Origin of the sequence: Streptomyces sp. CA-278952, from assembly GCF_028747205.1 — a bacterium.
Lineage (GTDB): Bacteria > Actinomycetota > Actinomycetes > Streptomycetales > Streptomycetaceae > Streptomyces.
Genome location: NZ_CP112880.1, coordinates 4930537 through 4945668 on the forward strand (window position 1 = coordinate 4930537; position 15132 = coordinate 4945668).

General features: G+C 72.4%; 13 protein-coding genes. 11 read left to right on the forward strand and 2 right to left on the reverse strand.

The window, feature by feature from the left end:
• Positions 1 to 67: 67 nt before the first annotated feature.
• Positions 68 to 1450, reverse strand: a complete 1383-nt coding sequence (locus N7925_RS22205) for an APC family permease (RefSeq protein WP_274344934.1) — start codon at positions 1448 to 1450, stop codon at positions 68 to 70.
• A gap of 134 nt (positions 1451 to 1584) precedes the next feature.
• Here N7925_RS22205 and hutU point away from each other — a divergent pair, with 134 nt between their 5' ends.
• From hutU to N7925_RS22230, 5 genes are all read left to right on the forward strand, one after another.
• A complete protein-coding gene (gene hutU / locus N7925_RS22210) occupies positions 1585 to 3243 on the forward strand; it encodes a urocanate hydratase (RefSeq protein WP_265601220.1) in 1659 nt (552 codons plus the stop codon).
• Complete coding sequence (locus N7925_RS22215; RefSeq protein ID WP_443032234.1) at positions 3243 to 4622, forward strand: allantoate amidohydrolase; 1380 nt, start codon at positions 3243 to 3245, stop codon at positions 4620 to 4622. Before hutU ends, N7925_RS22215 begins: the two co-directional genes overlap by 1 nt.
• Positions 4613 to 5980: a formimidoylglutamate deiminase gene (locus tag N7925_RS22220; RefSeq protein ID WP_274344935.1), complete on the forward strand. Its 1368-nt coding sequence runs from the start codon at positions 4613 to 4615 to the stop codon at positions 5978 to 5980. Before N7925_RS22215 ends, N7925_RS22220 begins: the two co-directional genes overlap by 10 nt.
• 260 nt (positions 5981 to 6240) lie before the next feature.
• Entirely contained in the window at positions 6241 to 7413 is a 1173-nt protein-coding gene (hutI, locus tag N7925_RS22225; RefSeq protein WP_274344936.1) for an imidazolonepropionase, read from the forward strand.
• Positions 7414 to 7543: 130 nt separating this feature from the next.
• Positions 7544 to 7954, forward strand: a complete 411-nt coding sequence (locus N7925_RS22230) for a DUF6086 family protein (RefSeq protein WP_274344937.1) — start codon at positions 7544 to 7546, stop codon at positions 7952 to 7954.
• Between the two features lie 194 nt (positions 7955 to 8148).
• Here N7925_RS22230 and N7925_RS22235 read toward each other — a convergent pair whose 3' ends face one another.
• Positions 8149 to 9129, reverse strand: a complete 981-nt coding sequence (locus N7925_RS22235) for an RNA polymerase sigma factor SigF (protein WP_274344938.1) — start codon at positions 9127 to 9129, stop codon at positions 8149 to 8151.
• Positions 9130 to 9414: 285 nt separating this feature from the next.
• Between N7925_RS22235 and N7925_RS22240 the strand changes: the two genes are divergently transcribed.
• The 6 genes from N7925_RS22240 to N7925_RS22265 all read left to right on the forward strand — a co-directional run bounded on the left by N7925_RS22240 (position 9415) and on the right by N7925_RS22265 (position 15107).
• Positions 9415 to 9783 carry an STAS domain-containing protein gene (locus N7925_RS22240; protein WP_003968692.1) on the forward strand — a complete coding sequence of 123 codons (369 nt, stop codon included), beginning with the start codon at positions 9415 to 9417 and terminating at the stop codon, positions 9781 to 9783.
• 202 nt (positions 9784 to 9985) lie between these two features.
• Positions 9986 to 10477 carry an ATP-binding protein gene (locus N7925_RS22245; RefSeq protein WP_265601225.1) on the forward strand — a complete coding sequence of 164 codons (492 nt, stop codon included), beginning with the start codon at positions 9986 to 9988 and terminating at the stop codon, positions 10475 to 10477.
• Between the two features lie 221 nt (positions 10478 to 10698).
• Complete coding sequence (locus N7925_RS22250; protein WP_265601226.1) at positions 10699 to 11421, forward strand: peptidase; 723 nt, start codon at positions 10699 to 10701, stop codon at positions 11419 to 11421.
• A gap of 61 nt (positions 11422 to 11482) precedes the next feature.
• Positions 11483 to 12541, forward strand: coding sequence for a COG1470 family protein (locus N7925_RS22255; protein ID WP_274344939.1), 1059 nt, complete (start codon positions 11483 to 11485; stop codon positions 12539 to 12541).
• A complete protein-coding gene (locus tag N7925_RS22260; protein WP_274344940.1) occupies positions 12538 to 13689 on the forward strand; it encodes a hypothetical protein in 1152 nt (383 codons plus the stop codon). Before N7925_RS22255 ends, N7925_RS22260 begins: the two co-directional genes overlap by 4 nt.
• Before the next feature lie 14 nt (positions 13690 to 13703).
• Positions 13704 to 15107, forward strand: coding sequence for a hypothetical protein (locus N7925_RS22265; protein ID WP_274346532.1), 1404 nt, complete (start codon positions 13704 to 13706; stop codon positions 15105 to 15107).
• Positions 15108 to 15132: the final 25 nt, after the last annotated feature.

Sequence of the window (15132 nt, forward strand, 5' to 3'; positions counted from 1 at the left end):
TCCTTTGGTACATGCGGCCCGCGGTGTAAAGGAGCGGCCGAAACGCGGCGGCGGTGGGCGGCGCCCGTCAGGCGTCCGGGGCGCCGGACCTCTCGCGGGCCGTCATCACCGCCTTGTTGAGCACCCACAGCCCGACCCCGATCAGCAGCAGGATCCCGGCCCGGACGTACACGTCGGAGCCCCGGTCGGCGAGCGGGCTCGCCAGGATCAGCGAGGTGAGCGCGCCGAGCACCGGAAGCGCCGTGGGCGTACGGAAGTGGTGGTGGTCCACCCGGTCCTTGCGGAGCACCAGCACGGCGACGTTGACGACGGCGAAGACGCAGAGCAGCAGGAACGAGGTGGTGTCGCCGAGCCCCTCGATCTCGCCGGTGGAGACCAGGCCGATGGCCAGGAGGGAGACGAAGACGATCCCGACCCAGGGGGTGCGGCGGCCGGCCAGCACCTTGCCCATCGCGGGCGGCAGGATGCGCTCGTTGGCCATGCCGTAGCAGAGCCGCGAGGCCATCATGATGTTGATCAGCGCCGAGTTGGTGACGGCGAACAGGGCGATCAGCGCGAAGAGTTTCGGCGGGAAATCGACGCCCCCGGCCTTCACCACCTCCAGCAGCGGGCCGCTGGAGCCCGCCAGGGTGCGGGAGTCGACCAGGAGCGAGGAGACCAGGGCGACCAGGACGTAGACGGTGCCGGTGATGCCCACCCCGATGAAGATCGCGCGGGGGAAGGCGCGGGCGGGGTCCTTGGTCTCCTCGGCCATGTTGACCGAGTCCTCGAAGCCGACGAAGGCGAAGAAGCCCAGCGCGGTGGCGCCGAGCACCCCGGTGAGCACGGCGTATCCGGTGCCGCCGGTCTCGATCTGGGTCAGCCGGGCGGGCTCGCCGTCGCCGCTGAACACGGCGTACGCGCCGATCGCGAGGATCACCGCGAGCCCGCTGACCTCGACCAGGGTCAGCACGACGTTCGCCTTCACCGACTCGGCGACCCCGCGGAGGTTGATCGCGGCGAGGGCGAGGACGAACAGGATCGCGATCAGGGTCGGCGGCACCGCGTCGGTGAACTCTCCCAGGTAGTCGCCGCTGAACGCGCGCGCCGCCGCGCTCGCCGAGGAGAGGCCCGAGCACATCACCATGAAGGCGACGACGAAGGTCAGGAACGGGACCTTGAACGCCTTCTGGGTGTAGAGCGCGGCCCCGGCCGCCTTCGGGTACTTGCCGACGAGTTCGACGTACGAGGCCGCCGTCAGCAGGGCGACGGCGAAACCGATCGCGAACGGCAGCCACAGCGCGCCGCCCACCTTGCCCGCCACGTTCCCGGTGGTCGCGTAGATGCCGGTGCCCAGGATGTCGCCGATGACGAAGAGGATCAGCAGCTTGGTGCCGAGGGCGCGCTTGAGGGGCGGCGATCCTCCGGGGTTCGTGGGATCGCCGGTCGTGGGGGATTCGGCAGTGCTCATCGATGCCTCCGGTCCATCCTGCGCATCACTGGCAGAACCTGTTCCCGGTCGCGGCGCGAACCGCACCTGTTGACTACGACTATTCAGAGCATCAGGATGTGAATAGATTTTCACCGTCGCGAGGAGGCACCGCCATGTCAGGACCCCGCCCCGTACGGGCACCGCGCGGCAGCGCGCTGACCGCCCTGGGATGGCAGCAGGAAGCCGCCCTGCGGATGCTCCAGAACAACCTCGACCCCGAGGTCGCCGAGCACCCCGACAAGCTCGTCGTCTACGGCGGCACCGGGAAGGCCGCCCGCGACTGGCGCTCGTTCGACGCGATGGTCCGCACCCTCCGGACGCTCAAGCAGGACGAGACGATGCTCGTCCAGTCCGGGCGGCCGGTCGGCGTCATGCAGACCCACGAGTGGGCGCCGCGCGTGCTCATCGCCAACTCCAACCTGGTCGGCGACTGGGCCAACTGGGAGGAGTTCCGCCGCCTGGAGGCGCTCGGACTCACCATGTACGGCCAGATGACCGCCGGGTCCTGGATCTACATCGGCACCCAGGGCATCCTCCAGGGCACCTACGAGACCTTCGCCGCCGTCGCCGCGAAGAAGTTCGGCGGGACGCTGGCCGGGACGATCACGCTGACCGCCGGGCTCGGCGGCATGGGCGGCGCCCAGCCGCTCGCCGTCACCATGAACGACGGCGTCGCCCTCTGCATCGACTGCGACCCGCGCGCCATCGAGCGCCGGATCGAGCACCGCTTCCTGGACGTGAAAGCGGACAACCTGGAGCACGCCCTCCAGCTCGCCGTCGAAGCCCGCGACGCCCGCCGCCCGCTCTCCATCGGTCTCCTCGGCAACGCCGCCGAACTGCTGCCCCGGATGCTCGCCGAGAGCGCGCCCGTCGACATCGTCACCGACCAGACCAGCGCCCACGATCCGCTGGCCTACCTGCCGCTCGGCGTCGACTTCGACGACATGGCCGGTCTCGCCGCCGACAAGCCCGCCGACTTCACCCAGCGCGCCCGCGAGTCGATGGCCCGCCACGTCGAGGCCATGGTCGGCTTCATGGACGCCGGCGCCGAGGTCTTCGACTACGGCAACTCCATCCGCGGCGAGGCCCAGCTCGCCGGGTACGACCGCGCCTTCGACTTCCCCGGCTTTGTCCCCGCCTACATCCGCCCCCTTTTCTGCGAGGGCAAGGGCCCCTTCCGCTGGGCCGCGCTCTCCGGCGAGGCCTCCGACATCCACAAGACCGACAAGGCGATGCTGGAGCTGTTCCCGGAGAACGAGTCGCTGCACCGCTGGATCAAGATGGCCGGCGAGCGCGTCCACTTCCAGGGCCTGCCCGCCCGCATCTGCTGGCTCGGCTACGGCGAGCGCGACAAGGCCGGCGAGCGCTTCAACGACATGGTCGCGAGCGGCGAGCTGGCCGCCCCGCTGGCCATCGGCCGCGACCACCTGGACTGCGGCTCGGTCGCCTCCCCGTACCGCGAGACCGAGGCCATGCTCGACGGCTCCGACGCCATCGCCGACTGGCCGCTGCTCAACGCCATGGTCAACGTCGCCTCCGGCGCCTCCTGGGTCTCCCTCCACCACGGCGGCGGCGTCGGCATGGGCCGCTCCATCCACGCGGGCCAGGTATCCGTCGCGGACGGCACGAAGCTCGCGGGTGAGAAGATCCGCCGCGTGCTGACGAACGACCCGGGCATGGGCGTCATCCGCCACGTGGACGCCGGGTACGACATCGCCGAGAACGTCGCCGCCGACCAAGGCGTACGCGTCCCCATGACGGAAGGCAACTGATGCCGTCCGGCAGGTCCGGGAGCACACCTGGCTCGCCTGGGAACACCCCCGGCTCGCCTGGGAACACCCCCGGCGCGCCCGGGAACACCCCCGGCGCACCCGGGGGCGAGCCCGACACCGCTCCCGGCGCCCGGGGGGAGCAGTGGCGCGCGGGTGACTCCTTCCTCTCGATGTGGCGGGAGCTGGCCACCGTCGGACGCCACTCCGACAGCGGCGGCTACCGGCGCTACGCCTGGTCACCGGCGGACCTCGACTGCCGGGCCTGGTTCCGCGCACAGGCCGAGGCGCGCGGTCTCGCGTACGAGAGTGACCGCAACGGCAACCAGTGGGCCTGGCTCGGCGACCCCCTGGCAGGGGACGCCGTCGTCACCGGCTCGCACCTGGACTCCGTCCCGGACGGCGGCGCCTTCGACGGCCCACTCGGCGTGGTGTCCTCCTTCGCCGCGCTCGATGAACTCCACCGCAGGGGAGTGGGGTTCACCCGGCCGCTGGCGATCACCAACTTCGGTGACGAGGAGGGCGCCCGCTTCGGCCTGGCCTGCGTCGGGTCCCGGCTCGCCGCCGGACAGCTCGCCGTCGCCGACGCCCACCGGCTGCGCGACGGGGACGGGACCACCCTGCCCGCCGCCATGGAAGCCGCCGGATACGACCCCGGGACCATCGGCCCCGACCCGGAACGGCTCGCCCGGATCGGCGCGTTCGTCGAGCTCCACGTCGAGCAGGGCCGCGCCCTCGACCTGACCGGCGACCCCGTCGGCATCGCCTCCGCCATCTGGCCGCACGGCCGCTGGCGGTTCGACTTCCGGGGCGAGGCCAACCATGCGGGCACCACCCGCCTCGCCGACCGCCGCGACCCGATGCTCACGTACGCCGAGACCGTCCTCGCCGCCCGCCGCGAAGCCGAACTGACCGGCGCTCTCGCCACCTTCGGCAAGATCGCGGTCGAGCCCAACGGCGTCAACGCCATCCCCTCCCTCGTGCGCGGCTGGCTCGACTCCCGCGCCGCCGACCAGGCCACCCTCGACGCCGTCGTCACCGGAATCGAGCGGGCCGCCCGGGAGTACGCCGAGCGGGCCGGGATCGACCTCGACGTCGTCCGTGAGTCGTTCACGCCCGTCGTCGAGTTCGAGCACGCCCTGCGCGACGAGCTCGGCAAGATCCTGGAGGCGAGCGGCGACACGGGGCGCCCCCTGCCCGTCCTCGGCACCGGCGCGGGCCACGATGCGGGTATTTTGTCCGCTTCGGTGCCCACCGCCATGCTCTTCGTACGGAATCCCACCGGCATCTCGCACTCACCCGCCGAGCACGCCGCAGAGGACGACTGCACGGCCGGGGTCGAGGCACTCGCCGACGTACTGGAAGGTCTCGCGTGCAGCTGACACACCGGACGACGGGCGCACCCGTCACCGCGACGTACTGGATGGACCACGCCTGGCTCGGCACCCATGTCGAGCCGGGCGTCACCCTCGACGTCGCGGACGGCCGCATCGCCGGGATCAGGACCGGGGTCGAGACGCCACCGCCCGGCGCGACGGCGCTGCGCGGTCTGACCCTCCCCGGCCTCGCCAACACCCACTCCCACGCCTTCCATCGGGCCCTGCGCGCCACCGTCCAGGTCGGCTCGGGCACCTTCTGGACCTGGCGCGAGCTGATGTACCGGACGGCCTCCCGGCTCACCCCGGACACCTACTTCGACCTGGCCCGCGCCACGTACGCGGAAATGGCCCTGGCCGGCATCACCTCCGTCGGCGAATTCCACTATCTGCACCACGCCCCCGGCGGCACCCCCTACGCCAACCCGAACGCCATGGGCGAAGCGCTGATCGCGGCCTCCGCGGAGGCCGGGATCCGGATCACCCTGCTGGACACCGCCTATCTCGCCGCCGGATTCGGCGAGAAGCCCAATCGGCACCAGCTGCGCTTCTCCGACACCACCGCCGAGGCCTGGGCGGAGCGCGCCTCCCTCCTCAAGGGCGACGACCACACCCTGATCGGCGCGGCCGTCCACTCCGTCCGGGCGGTCCCGGCCGGACAGCTGGCCACCGTCGTGCGGTGGGCCGAGGAGCGGAACGCCCCGCTCCACGTCCACCTCTCCGAGCAGACGGCGGAGAACGACGCCTGCCGGGCCGCCCACGGCCGCACCCCCACCCGGCTGCTGGCCGACCACGGGGTCCTCGGCCCGCGCACCACCGGCATCCACAACACGCACCTGACCGACGCGGACATCGAGCTGCTCGGCTCCTCGGCCACCGGCACCTGTATGTGCCCCACCACCGAACGCGACCTGGCCGACGGCATCGGCCCCGCCGCCGCCCTCCAGAAGGCGGGGTCGCCGCTCTCGCTGGGCAGCGACAGCCACGCCGTGATCGACCTCTTCGAGGAGGCGCGCGCGATGGAGCTGAACGAGCGGCTGCGCACGCACATCCGGGGCCACTGGACGGCCGCCGCCCTGCTCCGGGCCGCCTCCGCCGACGGGCACGCCGCACTCGGCCGCCCCGACGCGGGCGTGCTGGAGCCGGGCGCCCCCGCCGATCTGACCACCGTCGCCCTGGACTCCGTCAGGACGGCCGGACCGGTGCCCCGACTGGCAGCGGAGACCGCGGTATTCGCCGCCTCCGCCGCTGATGTGCGGCACACGGTCGTGGCGGGCCGGCACATCGTCCGGGACGGCCGTCACACCCGGATCGAGGACGTGCCCCGGGCGCTCGCCGAGGCCGTGGCCGCCCTGCACCACTGACCCCGGACCCGCCCGAGCCCCCGGACCGGAACCCGCTTGCGTCCCCGGACCCGCCCGAGACCCCGGACCCGCCCGAGACCTCGGACCGCACCCCGACCGCAGAACCGGACAGGAACCCGCCCCAGCCCCCGGACCGGGCCCCGCCCCAGCCCCCGGACCGGGCCCCGCCCGAGACCTCGGGCCGGTCCCCACCCGCAGAACCGGACCGGCCCCCGACCGCAGAACCGGACCCCCCGGAACGCAAGGAGAACACTCTCCAGATGACGACCACCGCCGTCACCCACATCGCCAGCCTGGTCACCAATGACCCCTCCCTCGGCAACGGGACCCCCCTGGGCCTGATCCAGGACGCGGCCGTCGTCATCGACGGCGACCGCATCGTCTGGACCGGTGAATCCAGCAAAGCACCCGCCACTGACAACGTCCTCGACGCGGCCGGCCGCGCGGTGGTCCCGGGCTTCGTCGACTCCCACTCCCACCTGGTCTTCGCGGGCGACCGCACCCAGGAGTTCAACGCCCGCATGTCCGGGCAGCCCTACCGCGCCGGCGGCATCCGCACCACCGTCGCCGCCACCCGGGCCGCCTCCGACGAGGAGCTCTCCGCCAACGTCGCCCGCTACCTCGCCGAGGCCCTGCGCCAGGGCACCACCACCTTCGAGACCAAGTCCGGCTACGGCCTCACCGTCGAGGACGAGGCCCGCGCCCTGCGGATCGCGGCCCGCCACACCGACGAGGTCACCTACCTCGGCGCCCACATCGTCTCCCCCGACTACGCCGACGACCCCGCCGGCTACGTCGACCTGGTCACCGGCCCGATGCTGGAGGCCTGCGCCCCGCACGCCCGCTGGATCGACGTGTTCTGCGAGCAGGGCGCCTTCGACGGCGACCAGGCCCGCGCCATCCTCACGGCGGGCCGCGCCAAGGGGCTGCACCCCCGGATCCACGCCAACCAGCTGACGTACGGCCCCGGCGTCCAGCTCGCCGTCGAGCTCGACGCGGCGTCGGCCGACCACTGCACCCACCTCACCGACGCGGACGTCGACGCGCTCGGCCAGGGCGGCACGGTGGCCACGCTGCTCCCGGGCGCGGAGTTCTCCACCCGCGCCAGCTGGCCCGACGCCCGCCGCCTCCTCGACGCGGGAGCCACCGTCGCGCTCTCCACGGACTGCAACCCCGGCTCGTCGTTCACCTCGTCCATGCCGTTCTGCGTCGCGCTGGCCGTGCGCGACATGGGCATGACCCCGGACGAGGCGATCTGGTCGGCCACCGCCGGCGGGGCCGCGGCCCTGCGGCGTCCGGACATCGGCCGGATCGCCCCCGGCGCCCGCGCCGACCTGGTCCTCCTCGACGCCCCGAGCCACGTCCACCTCGCCTACCGTCCGGGCGTCCCGCTGGTCAGCGCGGTCTGGCGGAGCGGACAGCGGGTGGTGTGACGGCGGCCCGGGGGCCGAGCCGGGGCGCGTTCATGATCGAACGCTCCACGGGAACGGGCCCCGGCTCGCTTTCTGTGGGGGTCTGACGAGCCGTAAGGTCGGCCCCCGTGGCCAACAGGGAGAGGGTGACGTGAGTCAGTACTACAAAATGGGTGACCGAACCCTGTGGAACCCGTCGAACGGCGCATCGCGGCTGTTCATGCGTCAGGTAGCCCTCTACCAAGCCGAATTGGGTCTGGCATCCGGTATCAGCCCTACGGAGGTCGACGAGTGCCGGATCGACCCCACCGTATTCGCGGCGTTCGCCAACGCTCTGCTCGCCTGGCACGGCGAAACGAGGCACGCCGTCATGGCCACCCTGTCCGAAGGGTTCGTCGCCACGGCGCTGGCCTTGGCCGAGAAGGCGGACATCGACGTGGACTGGCGGGCCGCCGAGAGTGCCGAGAGCGATTACCTCAAGATCTCGGGGCCCCACGCGAAGGAGTGGACGGCCGCACTGCGACAGAAGGTGCGCGAACTCACCCGGAGCCTGGCGACCTGAGGATCGGCTCGTCAGCCGCACCCGGGGCAGGCCGGTGCCCGGGGCAGGCCGGCACCCGAGGCGGGCTCGCGACCGGCGCCGCGCCCCCGCACGCGGAAGGACCCGCTCCCGGCATCCGGGGCGGGTCCTTCCGCGGTGCTGCTCGAACGGCTGTGGAGCCCCATGGGCGGGACAGAAGGCCGCTCGGGGGCGGGTCATTCCTCCAGGGTCAGACCCTTGCGGAGCTTGGCCAGCGTCCTGGAGAGCAGCCGGGACACGTGCATCTGCGAGATGTTCAGCTCCTCGCCGATCTCCGACTGCGTCATGTTGCTGACGAAGCGGAGCGAGAGGATCATCCGGTCCCTGGAGGGCAGCGAGGCGATCAGCGGCTTCAGCGACTCGACGTACTCGATGCCTTCGAGACCGTGGTCCTCGTAGCCGATGCGGTCCGCGAGGGCGCCCTCGTTGTCGTCCTCCTCGGGCTTGGCGTCCAGCGAGCTCGCGGTGTACGCGTTGCTCGCGGACATGCCCTCGACGACCTCCTCCGGGCTGATGCCGAGGCGCTCGGACAGCTCCGCCACGGTGGGCGCGCGGTCCAGCTGCTGGGAGAGCTCGTCGCCGGCCTTCGCCAGGTCGAGCCGCAGCTCCTGGAGCCGGCGCGGTACGCGCACGGACCAACTGGTGTCACGGAAGAAGCGCTTGATCTCGCCGACGATCGTCGGCATCGCGAACGTGGGGAACTCCACGCCGCGGCTCAGCTCGAACCGGTCGATCGCCTTGATCAGGCCGACGGTGCCGACCTGGACGATGTCCTCCATCGGCTCGCTGCGGGAGCGGAACCGGGAGGCGGCGAACTTGACGAGCGCGAGATTGAGCTCGACGAGGGTGTTACGGACGTAGCTGTACTCGTGGGTGCCCTCTTCGAGGGACTCCAGCCGCTCGAAGAGCGTCTTCGACAGGGCCCTGGCGTCCAGAGCGCCCACTTCGGCGTAGGGCGGGATCTCGGGAAGTCCTTCGAGTCCCTCGCCGGCCGCGCCGGAGAAGTCTGAGGTGGGATCGGTGGTGCCGGTGCTCCCTGTGGTGCTGGTGCGCGGGCCGGGGACGGCGCTCGCGGCGGGGGAGTCGGAATTGGTCGGTCCCTGAGGACATGCCGACGGCGCGTTGTGGGTACGCGCTTCGTCGAGCCGGGGTGACATGGGTCTCCTCCATCGTTCTCGGCATATGGCTGCCGATGCCCATACGTGTTCCTGCGGTGAAGCGGCGCCTCCAAAGCCGGTCGTGTTTCTGGTGTCCCTCTACCCATACCCGGTCCTGGCCAGCAGTGACAAGCGCCAAATACCGCTATATGTCCGGTTTGTTGAGGTCTCCGACTACCGCGTGGCGAACGGAACGCGTACTGTTTTAGGCAGGTCGGCGGCAGCTACGCATACAGCCGCACAGGCAGTGACGCGCACAGTGACGAACGGCGAAGAGGGACAGGCATGGACCGCGGGACGGTCGGCAGTGCTAACCGGGGTCGACTTCAGGTCGAGGCCCGGACGGAGGGGCGCAGCGAGGTCGTGACGCCGGTGGGTGAGCTCGACCACCACACCGCTGATCTTCTGCGCGAGCCCCTGGAGAGTGCGGTCGAGCAGGGGCGGTCGCGCCTGGTGGTCGACTGCTCTCGGCTGGACTTCTGCGACTCCACCGGGCTGAACGTCCTGCTCGGCGCCCGCCTCAAGGCGGAGGCGGTCGGCGGAGGGGTTCATCTGGCCGGAATGCTGCCCGTCGTGGCGAGGGTGTTCGAGATCACCGGCGCGGAGGCGGTCTTCACCGTCCACGCCACGCTCGAAGAGGCCCTGGCCACCTGACCCGGCATGAGCGTGCGACCGCGGATGTCCCCGATGACGGCCGTGTCACGCGATCGTGTGCCTCAAGTGGGTGTTGTTGCGACACGGCAGGGCAGGAGACACCCCGGCGGCGCCCCGCAAGGGCTCCGGCACACTCGGTAACTGATCACTATCTGTTGAACGGCGACATGGCGACATGGCGAATCGGTGAGGTGAAGCGCTGATGAGCACCACCCGGCAGCATCCGCCGGGCGACCTCGGTCGCGAGCCGGATGGAACGGGCGCAGCCTCGACCGTCCCGGCCGAGCGGCAGTGGCGCACGCTCTCACTCGGGCAGGCCAACGGCATTGTTCCGACGGCCCGTGACTTCGCCCGGCAGGCGCTGCACGACTGGGGCTGGCTCCCGGCGTCCACCGCGGACCGCAGGGCCGCCGCCGAGGACGTCCTGCTGGTCGTCTCCGAGCTCGTGACGAACGCCTGTCTGCACGCGGAAGGCCCCGAGGAGCTCCGGATCGGCCACACGCCCAAGGTGCTGCGGGTGGAGGTCGTCGACCGGGGAGCCGGTCAGCCCGCGCCCCGTACGCCGCACCGTGCCGGTCGGCCCGGTGGGCACGGCATGTTCATCGTGCAGCGACTCTGCCTCGACTGGGGCGTCCTGCGCACTCCGGACGCGCCCGGCAAGACCGTCTGGGCGGAGCTCGCCGCCCCGGCCTAGCCGCGCCCCCACCCGCGCTCCTCAGCCATACACCTCACCGGGTACGCCTCGGGCGTACCTCTCACCCGCACCGACAAAGAGCGCGCCGGATCGGCGCGCTCTTTGTCTTCCCTCCATCAGGCCCCGGGCGTACCTTGAGCGCCAAATCTGATGTGCCGTCAGTAATGTGCGCCCGTACGGGTCGTGGCGCGCGGCGGCGTCCGGCATGAGGGGAACACGAGGTGTCGAACCAGAAGCGGACCACTCTCGCGCTGGCGGCTGCGCTGGCGGGCTCGATCGTGGTCGCGGGCGCGCCCGCCGCGCACGCCGAGGTCGTGGACGTCAACTACCAGTGCGTGACGCCCATCGGACCCAAAGGGGCGGTCTCGCCCATCGATATCAAGAGCGTGCAGAGCGGCGACGGCTACAAGCTCACCATGTCCTTCCAGAAGGGCGTCTCCTCCAGCCCGGTCGAGCTGGGCAAAGGGGCCATGAACCCGAGCGCCGTGATCGAACTGGGCGGCGCGGAGCAGGGGAAGGTCCAGGTCACAGGCCCGGCGAACAGCGAGGCGATTCCGGCCAACGCCCCGATCAAGATCAGCGACCTGTCGGGGACGTACACCCCGAAGAAGAGCGGCAAGGTCACCTTCACGGCCGGTGTCCTCACCATCAAGGCCCTCGGTACGACCACCACCTGTACGCCGAAGAACAGCCCCGGCCCCTCCCTCGAACTCGACGTCCAGGCGGCGGGCGGTTCGTCGGACGGCGGCTCCGCCGACGGCGGTTCGACGGGCGGCGCGTCCACCGGAGGTTCGACCGGCGGCGCTTCGGGCGGCGGTGAGCTGCCCCGCACCGGCCCGCTGGACTCGGCGGCGGCGCTCGGCACGCTCGGCGGCACCGTGCTGCTGAGCGGGGCGGCCGGAGTGCTCTGGCTGACCCGGCGAGGACAGCGCTCCGCGGGCTGAGACCGGCACGGTCGGCACGGTCCAGCACAGCATCGCCGCCGGAAGGCAGAGGAGCCGCCCCATGTCGCCACCCACCCCGCGCCTCCGCCGGGCGCTGCTCGTCCTCACGGCGGTGCTCGCCGCGCAGCTGTGCGCGCTCACCCCCCTCCCGGCCGCCGCGCACGCCTCGGCCGAGACCGCCGCCCGGGCCGAGGCCGCAGCTCCGGCCGACACCGCCGTTCCGGCCAAGACCGCCGCCCCAGCCGACACCACCCGGGCCCATGCGGACGGCCCGGCGGGCTGGACGGCCAGGCCTGCCGGCCCGGGCGCCGACCGGGACGCCCGGCCGTACGTCTACCTGGAGGGCACCCCCGGCACGGCCCTCCAGGACCGTCTCGCGGTGACCAACTCGGGCCGCGACCCGCTGACCGTACGGCTACGGGGCGACGGCCGGGCCGGGGCCTGGATCGGGTTCGCGGCGGACACCGTCACCGTCCCGGCCCGGACCCGCGCCGAGGTGCCGCTCGCCCTCACGGTGCCGCCCGACGCGGTCCCCGGCGACGCCTCCGGCTGGGTCGTGGCCGACGACGGGGACGAGGAGATCCGCGTACCGGTCCGGGTCCGGATCGGCGGTCCGACGCTGGCGGCGCTCACCGTCGAGGACGTCGAGATATCCGGCGGGACCATCCGGTACGCCCTGGTCAACCGGGGCAACGCGATGCTGGAGCCCCGGCTCGCGGTACGCGCCGACGGGATGTTCGGCACGCCGCTGGACCGCCCGGAACGGCCCCTGCCGCTGGAGCTGGCCCCCGGCCGGCGGGTGGAGCGGACCGAACCCTGGCCCGACGCCCCGCTGCTGGACACGGTCACCGTACGGCTGCGCGTCACCGCCCCGGGGGGCGCCCGCGACGAGGCCGAGGCCTCGGCGACGTACGTCCCGGTGGCCCCGGCCGTCGGCGCCGGGCTGCTGGTCCTCGGCGCCCTGGCCCTGCTCGGCTCCGGCGCGTACCGGCGGCGACGCGTCCGGCCGGGCGACCCCGAACCGGCGGCCGCGGAATCGGCCGACGACCGGCGACCGACCACAGAGACGAGGCCCTCGGTGAAGGCGGGGCCCCTGGTGAAGGCGGGAGCGGAATCGTGACGCGGCAGCCCGGCCCCCGAGCCTCCCGGCGCACCACGTCGCCCGTCCTCCTGCTCCTGGCGGCCACCCTCCTGGCCCTCCTGCCCGCCCTGTCCGTCCTGGCGGCACCGGGCGCGCGGGCGGCCGACGGCGACCCCGCCGTCAGCCTGTCCAAGAAGGAGGCGGGCAAGGGCGGAGAGATCACCGTCAGCGGCGACGGCTGGCGCGCGGAGGCGTTGCTGATGCTGCTGATCTGCGGTCAGTCCACTCCGGAGCGGGGCGTGGTCGGCGGCACCAACGCCTGTGCCAACGCCGACGGCCGCGCCGTCACGACCGACAAGAAGGGCGCCTTCAGTAAGAAGCTGCCGGTCAGCGAACCGCCGAAGCCGTGCCCCTGCGTGGTGCACGTCGCCACGGTGACCGGCGAACAGGCGCTGGCCGACGCGGTGTTCACGGTGGCGGGCCACCCCATCGCGGATCTGCCGAAGCAGACCGGCGGCGGAAAGCTCGCGGTGCTGGCCACCACCCGCCTGGAGGGCGACAGCTCCCTGCTCACCTGGTTCGGGGCCCCGCCGGCCCGCAGGCTCGTCTTCACTGTGGGCAATCTCGGCTCCGCGCCCGTCAAGGACCCGGTCTTCGAAATCGGCACCGCGCACGGCGTCTACGCGCCGCAGTGGGAGGAGCGCCAGTGGCGCGGCACGGTCGCCGCCGGCGCCAAGGCGCAGATCAAGCTGCCGGTCGAACTGTCGGCGGGCGCGCACGGCGACTACCAGGTGTCCCTGCGGTACGGGCAGAAGGTGCTGGCCGAACAGCCGTGGGGGGTCGGCCGCCCCTGGGGCGTCACGTTCTTCTGGGTCATGCTCTGCCTGGTCGTCCCGGCTGCCGTCTTCCGTATCGGTATGGCGGTCGTGGACAAGGTCCGGCCGCGTCCCGCCGGCTCGCACCGTACGCGTACGCCGGCCACGCGACGGAGGCCGAAGCGGCGCGGGCGCACCGGCGAGGGCACGGCCACGGTCGCGGCCCCGGGCGCGACCCCCGAAGCGACCACGACCACGAACGCCGCCACGACCACGAACGCCGCCACGACCACCGCCGTGCTGCCGTGGTTCACCCCGGATTCCGCACCGTCAGAGAACCGACCCCGACCCACGACGAAGGGACAAGCGTGAGCACGCAACGGAGGATGAGCGCGGCCGGAGTCGCGCTGATGCTCGGCGGCGCGGGCATCCTGATGGCCGCGAGTCCGGCCCAGGCCGCCGAGGTCAGTTACGCGACGGAGTGCGTTCCGCCGCCGATCTCGGGACTGCCCGCGGTGCAGGGCACCACGAAGGTGGAGCTGACCGCGCCGGCCGAGGCGAAGGTGGGCGACGAGATCGAGGTCGTCTGGAAGACGGTCGAGGCCGCGTCCAAGAACCCGGACGTGCTGGATCTGGGAGCGGACACGGTCAAGCCGACCGGAACCGTCACCCTGGGCGGTTCGGCGAGCGGCGAGCTGAAACTGGAGGGCCCCCGGCAGAACCCGCCGATTCCCAAGAACAGCCCCATGGTGCTGCCCGATATGAAGGGCACGCTCAAGCTGGAGACCGCGGGGGAGATCACCCTGACGCCGGGCGCGTACAACATCAACGTGTCCAAGCCGATCTCCACGGACACCAAGTGCGCGCCGAAGGAAGAAGTGGAGGCGGGGGCCACGATCAAGGTCACCGAGGGTGGCGGCTCCACCACGGGCGGCACGACGTCCGGCGGCACGACGTCCGGCGGTACGGTCAGCGGCGGCACGGACGCCGGAGGCACCTCCTCCGGCGGCGCCGACACCGGAGGGACCACGTCCGGCGGCACGGATTCGGGCGGCACGACGTCGGGTGGATCGGACGGCGGCGCGGACACCGGGGGCGCCGCGTCCGGCGGCAGCACCGGCGGCGGGGGCGGGGAGACCGACTTCCCCGGCAAGGAGGTGTCCGTCGCCTACGCGTGCAAGACCCCGATCGGGGACAAGAACGCCACCTCACCGGTCAGGATCAGCGCCAAGAAGAGCGGCGGCGACTACGACCTGACGGTGGAGTTCAGCAAGTCCGTGATGGACAGCCCGATCGACATCCCGGCGGGCCAGGTGAAGCCGTCCATGGACGTCAAGCTCGGCGGGGCGGACAAGGGCACGGTCAAGGTCGAAGGGCCGGTGAACAAGGAGGTCATCAAGACCGGCGCCCCGATCGAGATCCCCGACCTCACCGGCACGTACAAGCCCGGCGCGAGCGGCAAGTCCACGCTCAGCCCCGGCGTCCTGACGGTGATGGCCGCCGGTACGACGACCACCTGCACCCCGCCCGCGGGCGTGGCCGCCTCCCTGGAGCTGGACACCTCCGCCCAGCCGGGCGGCGCGTCCGGAGGCAGCGGGAGCGGCGGCGCGACGGACTCCGGCGGAGCCGCGACGTCCGGCGGCACGGACTCCGGTGGCGGCCTGGCCGCCACCGGGGCCGAGGACGACGGTGCGCTGAGGGCGCTCGGCCTGGTCGCCGGCACGGCGATCCTGCTGGGCGGCGCGGTGTTCACGTTCACCCCGTGGCGGAGGCTGCGCGGCGCCCGCTGAGCCGGGAGTACGAGGTGGGGGCTCG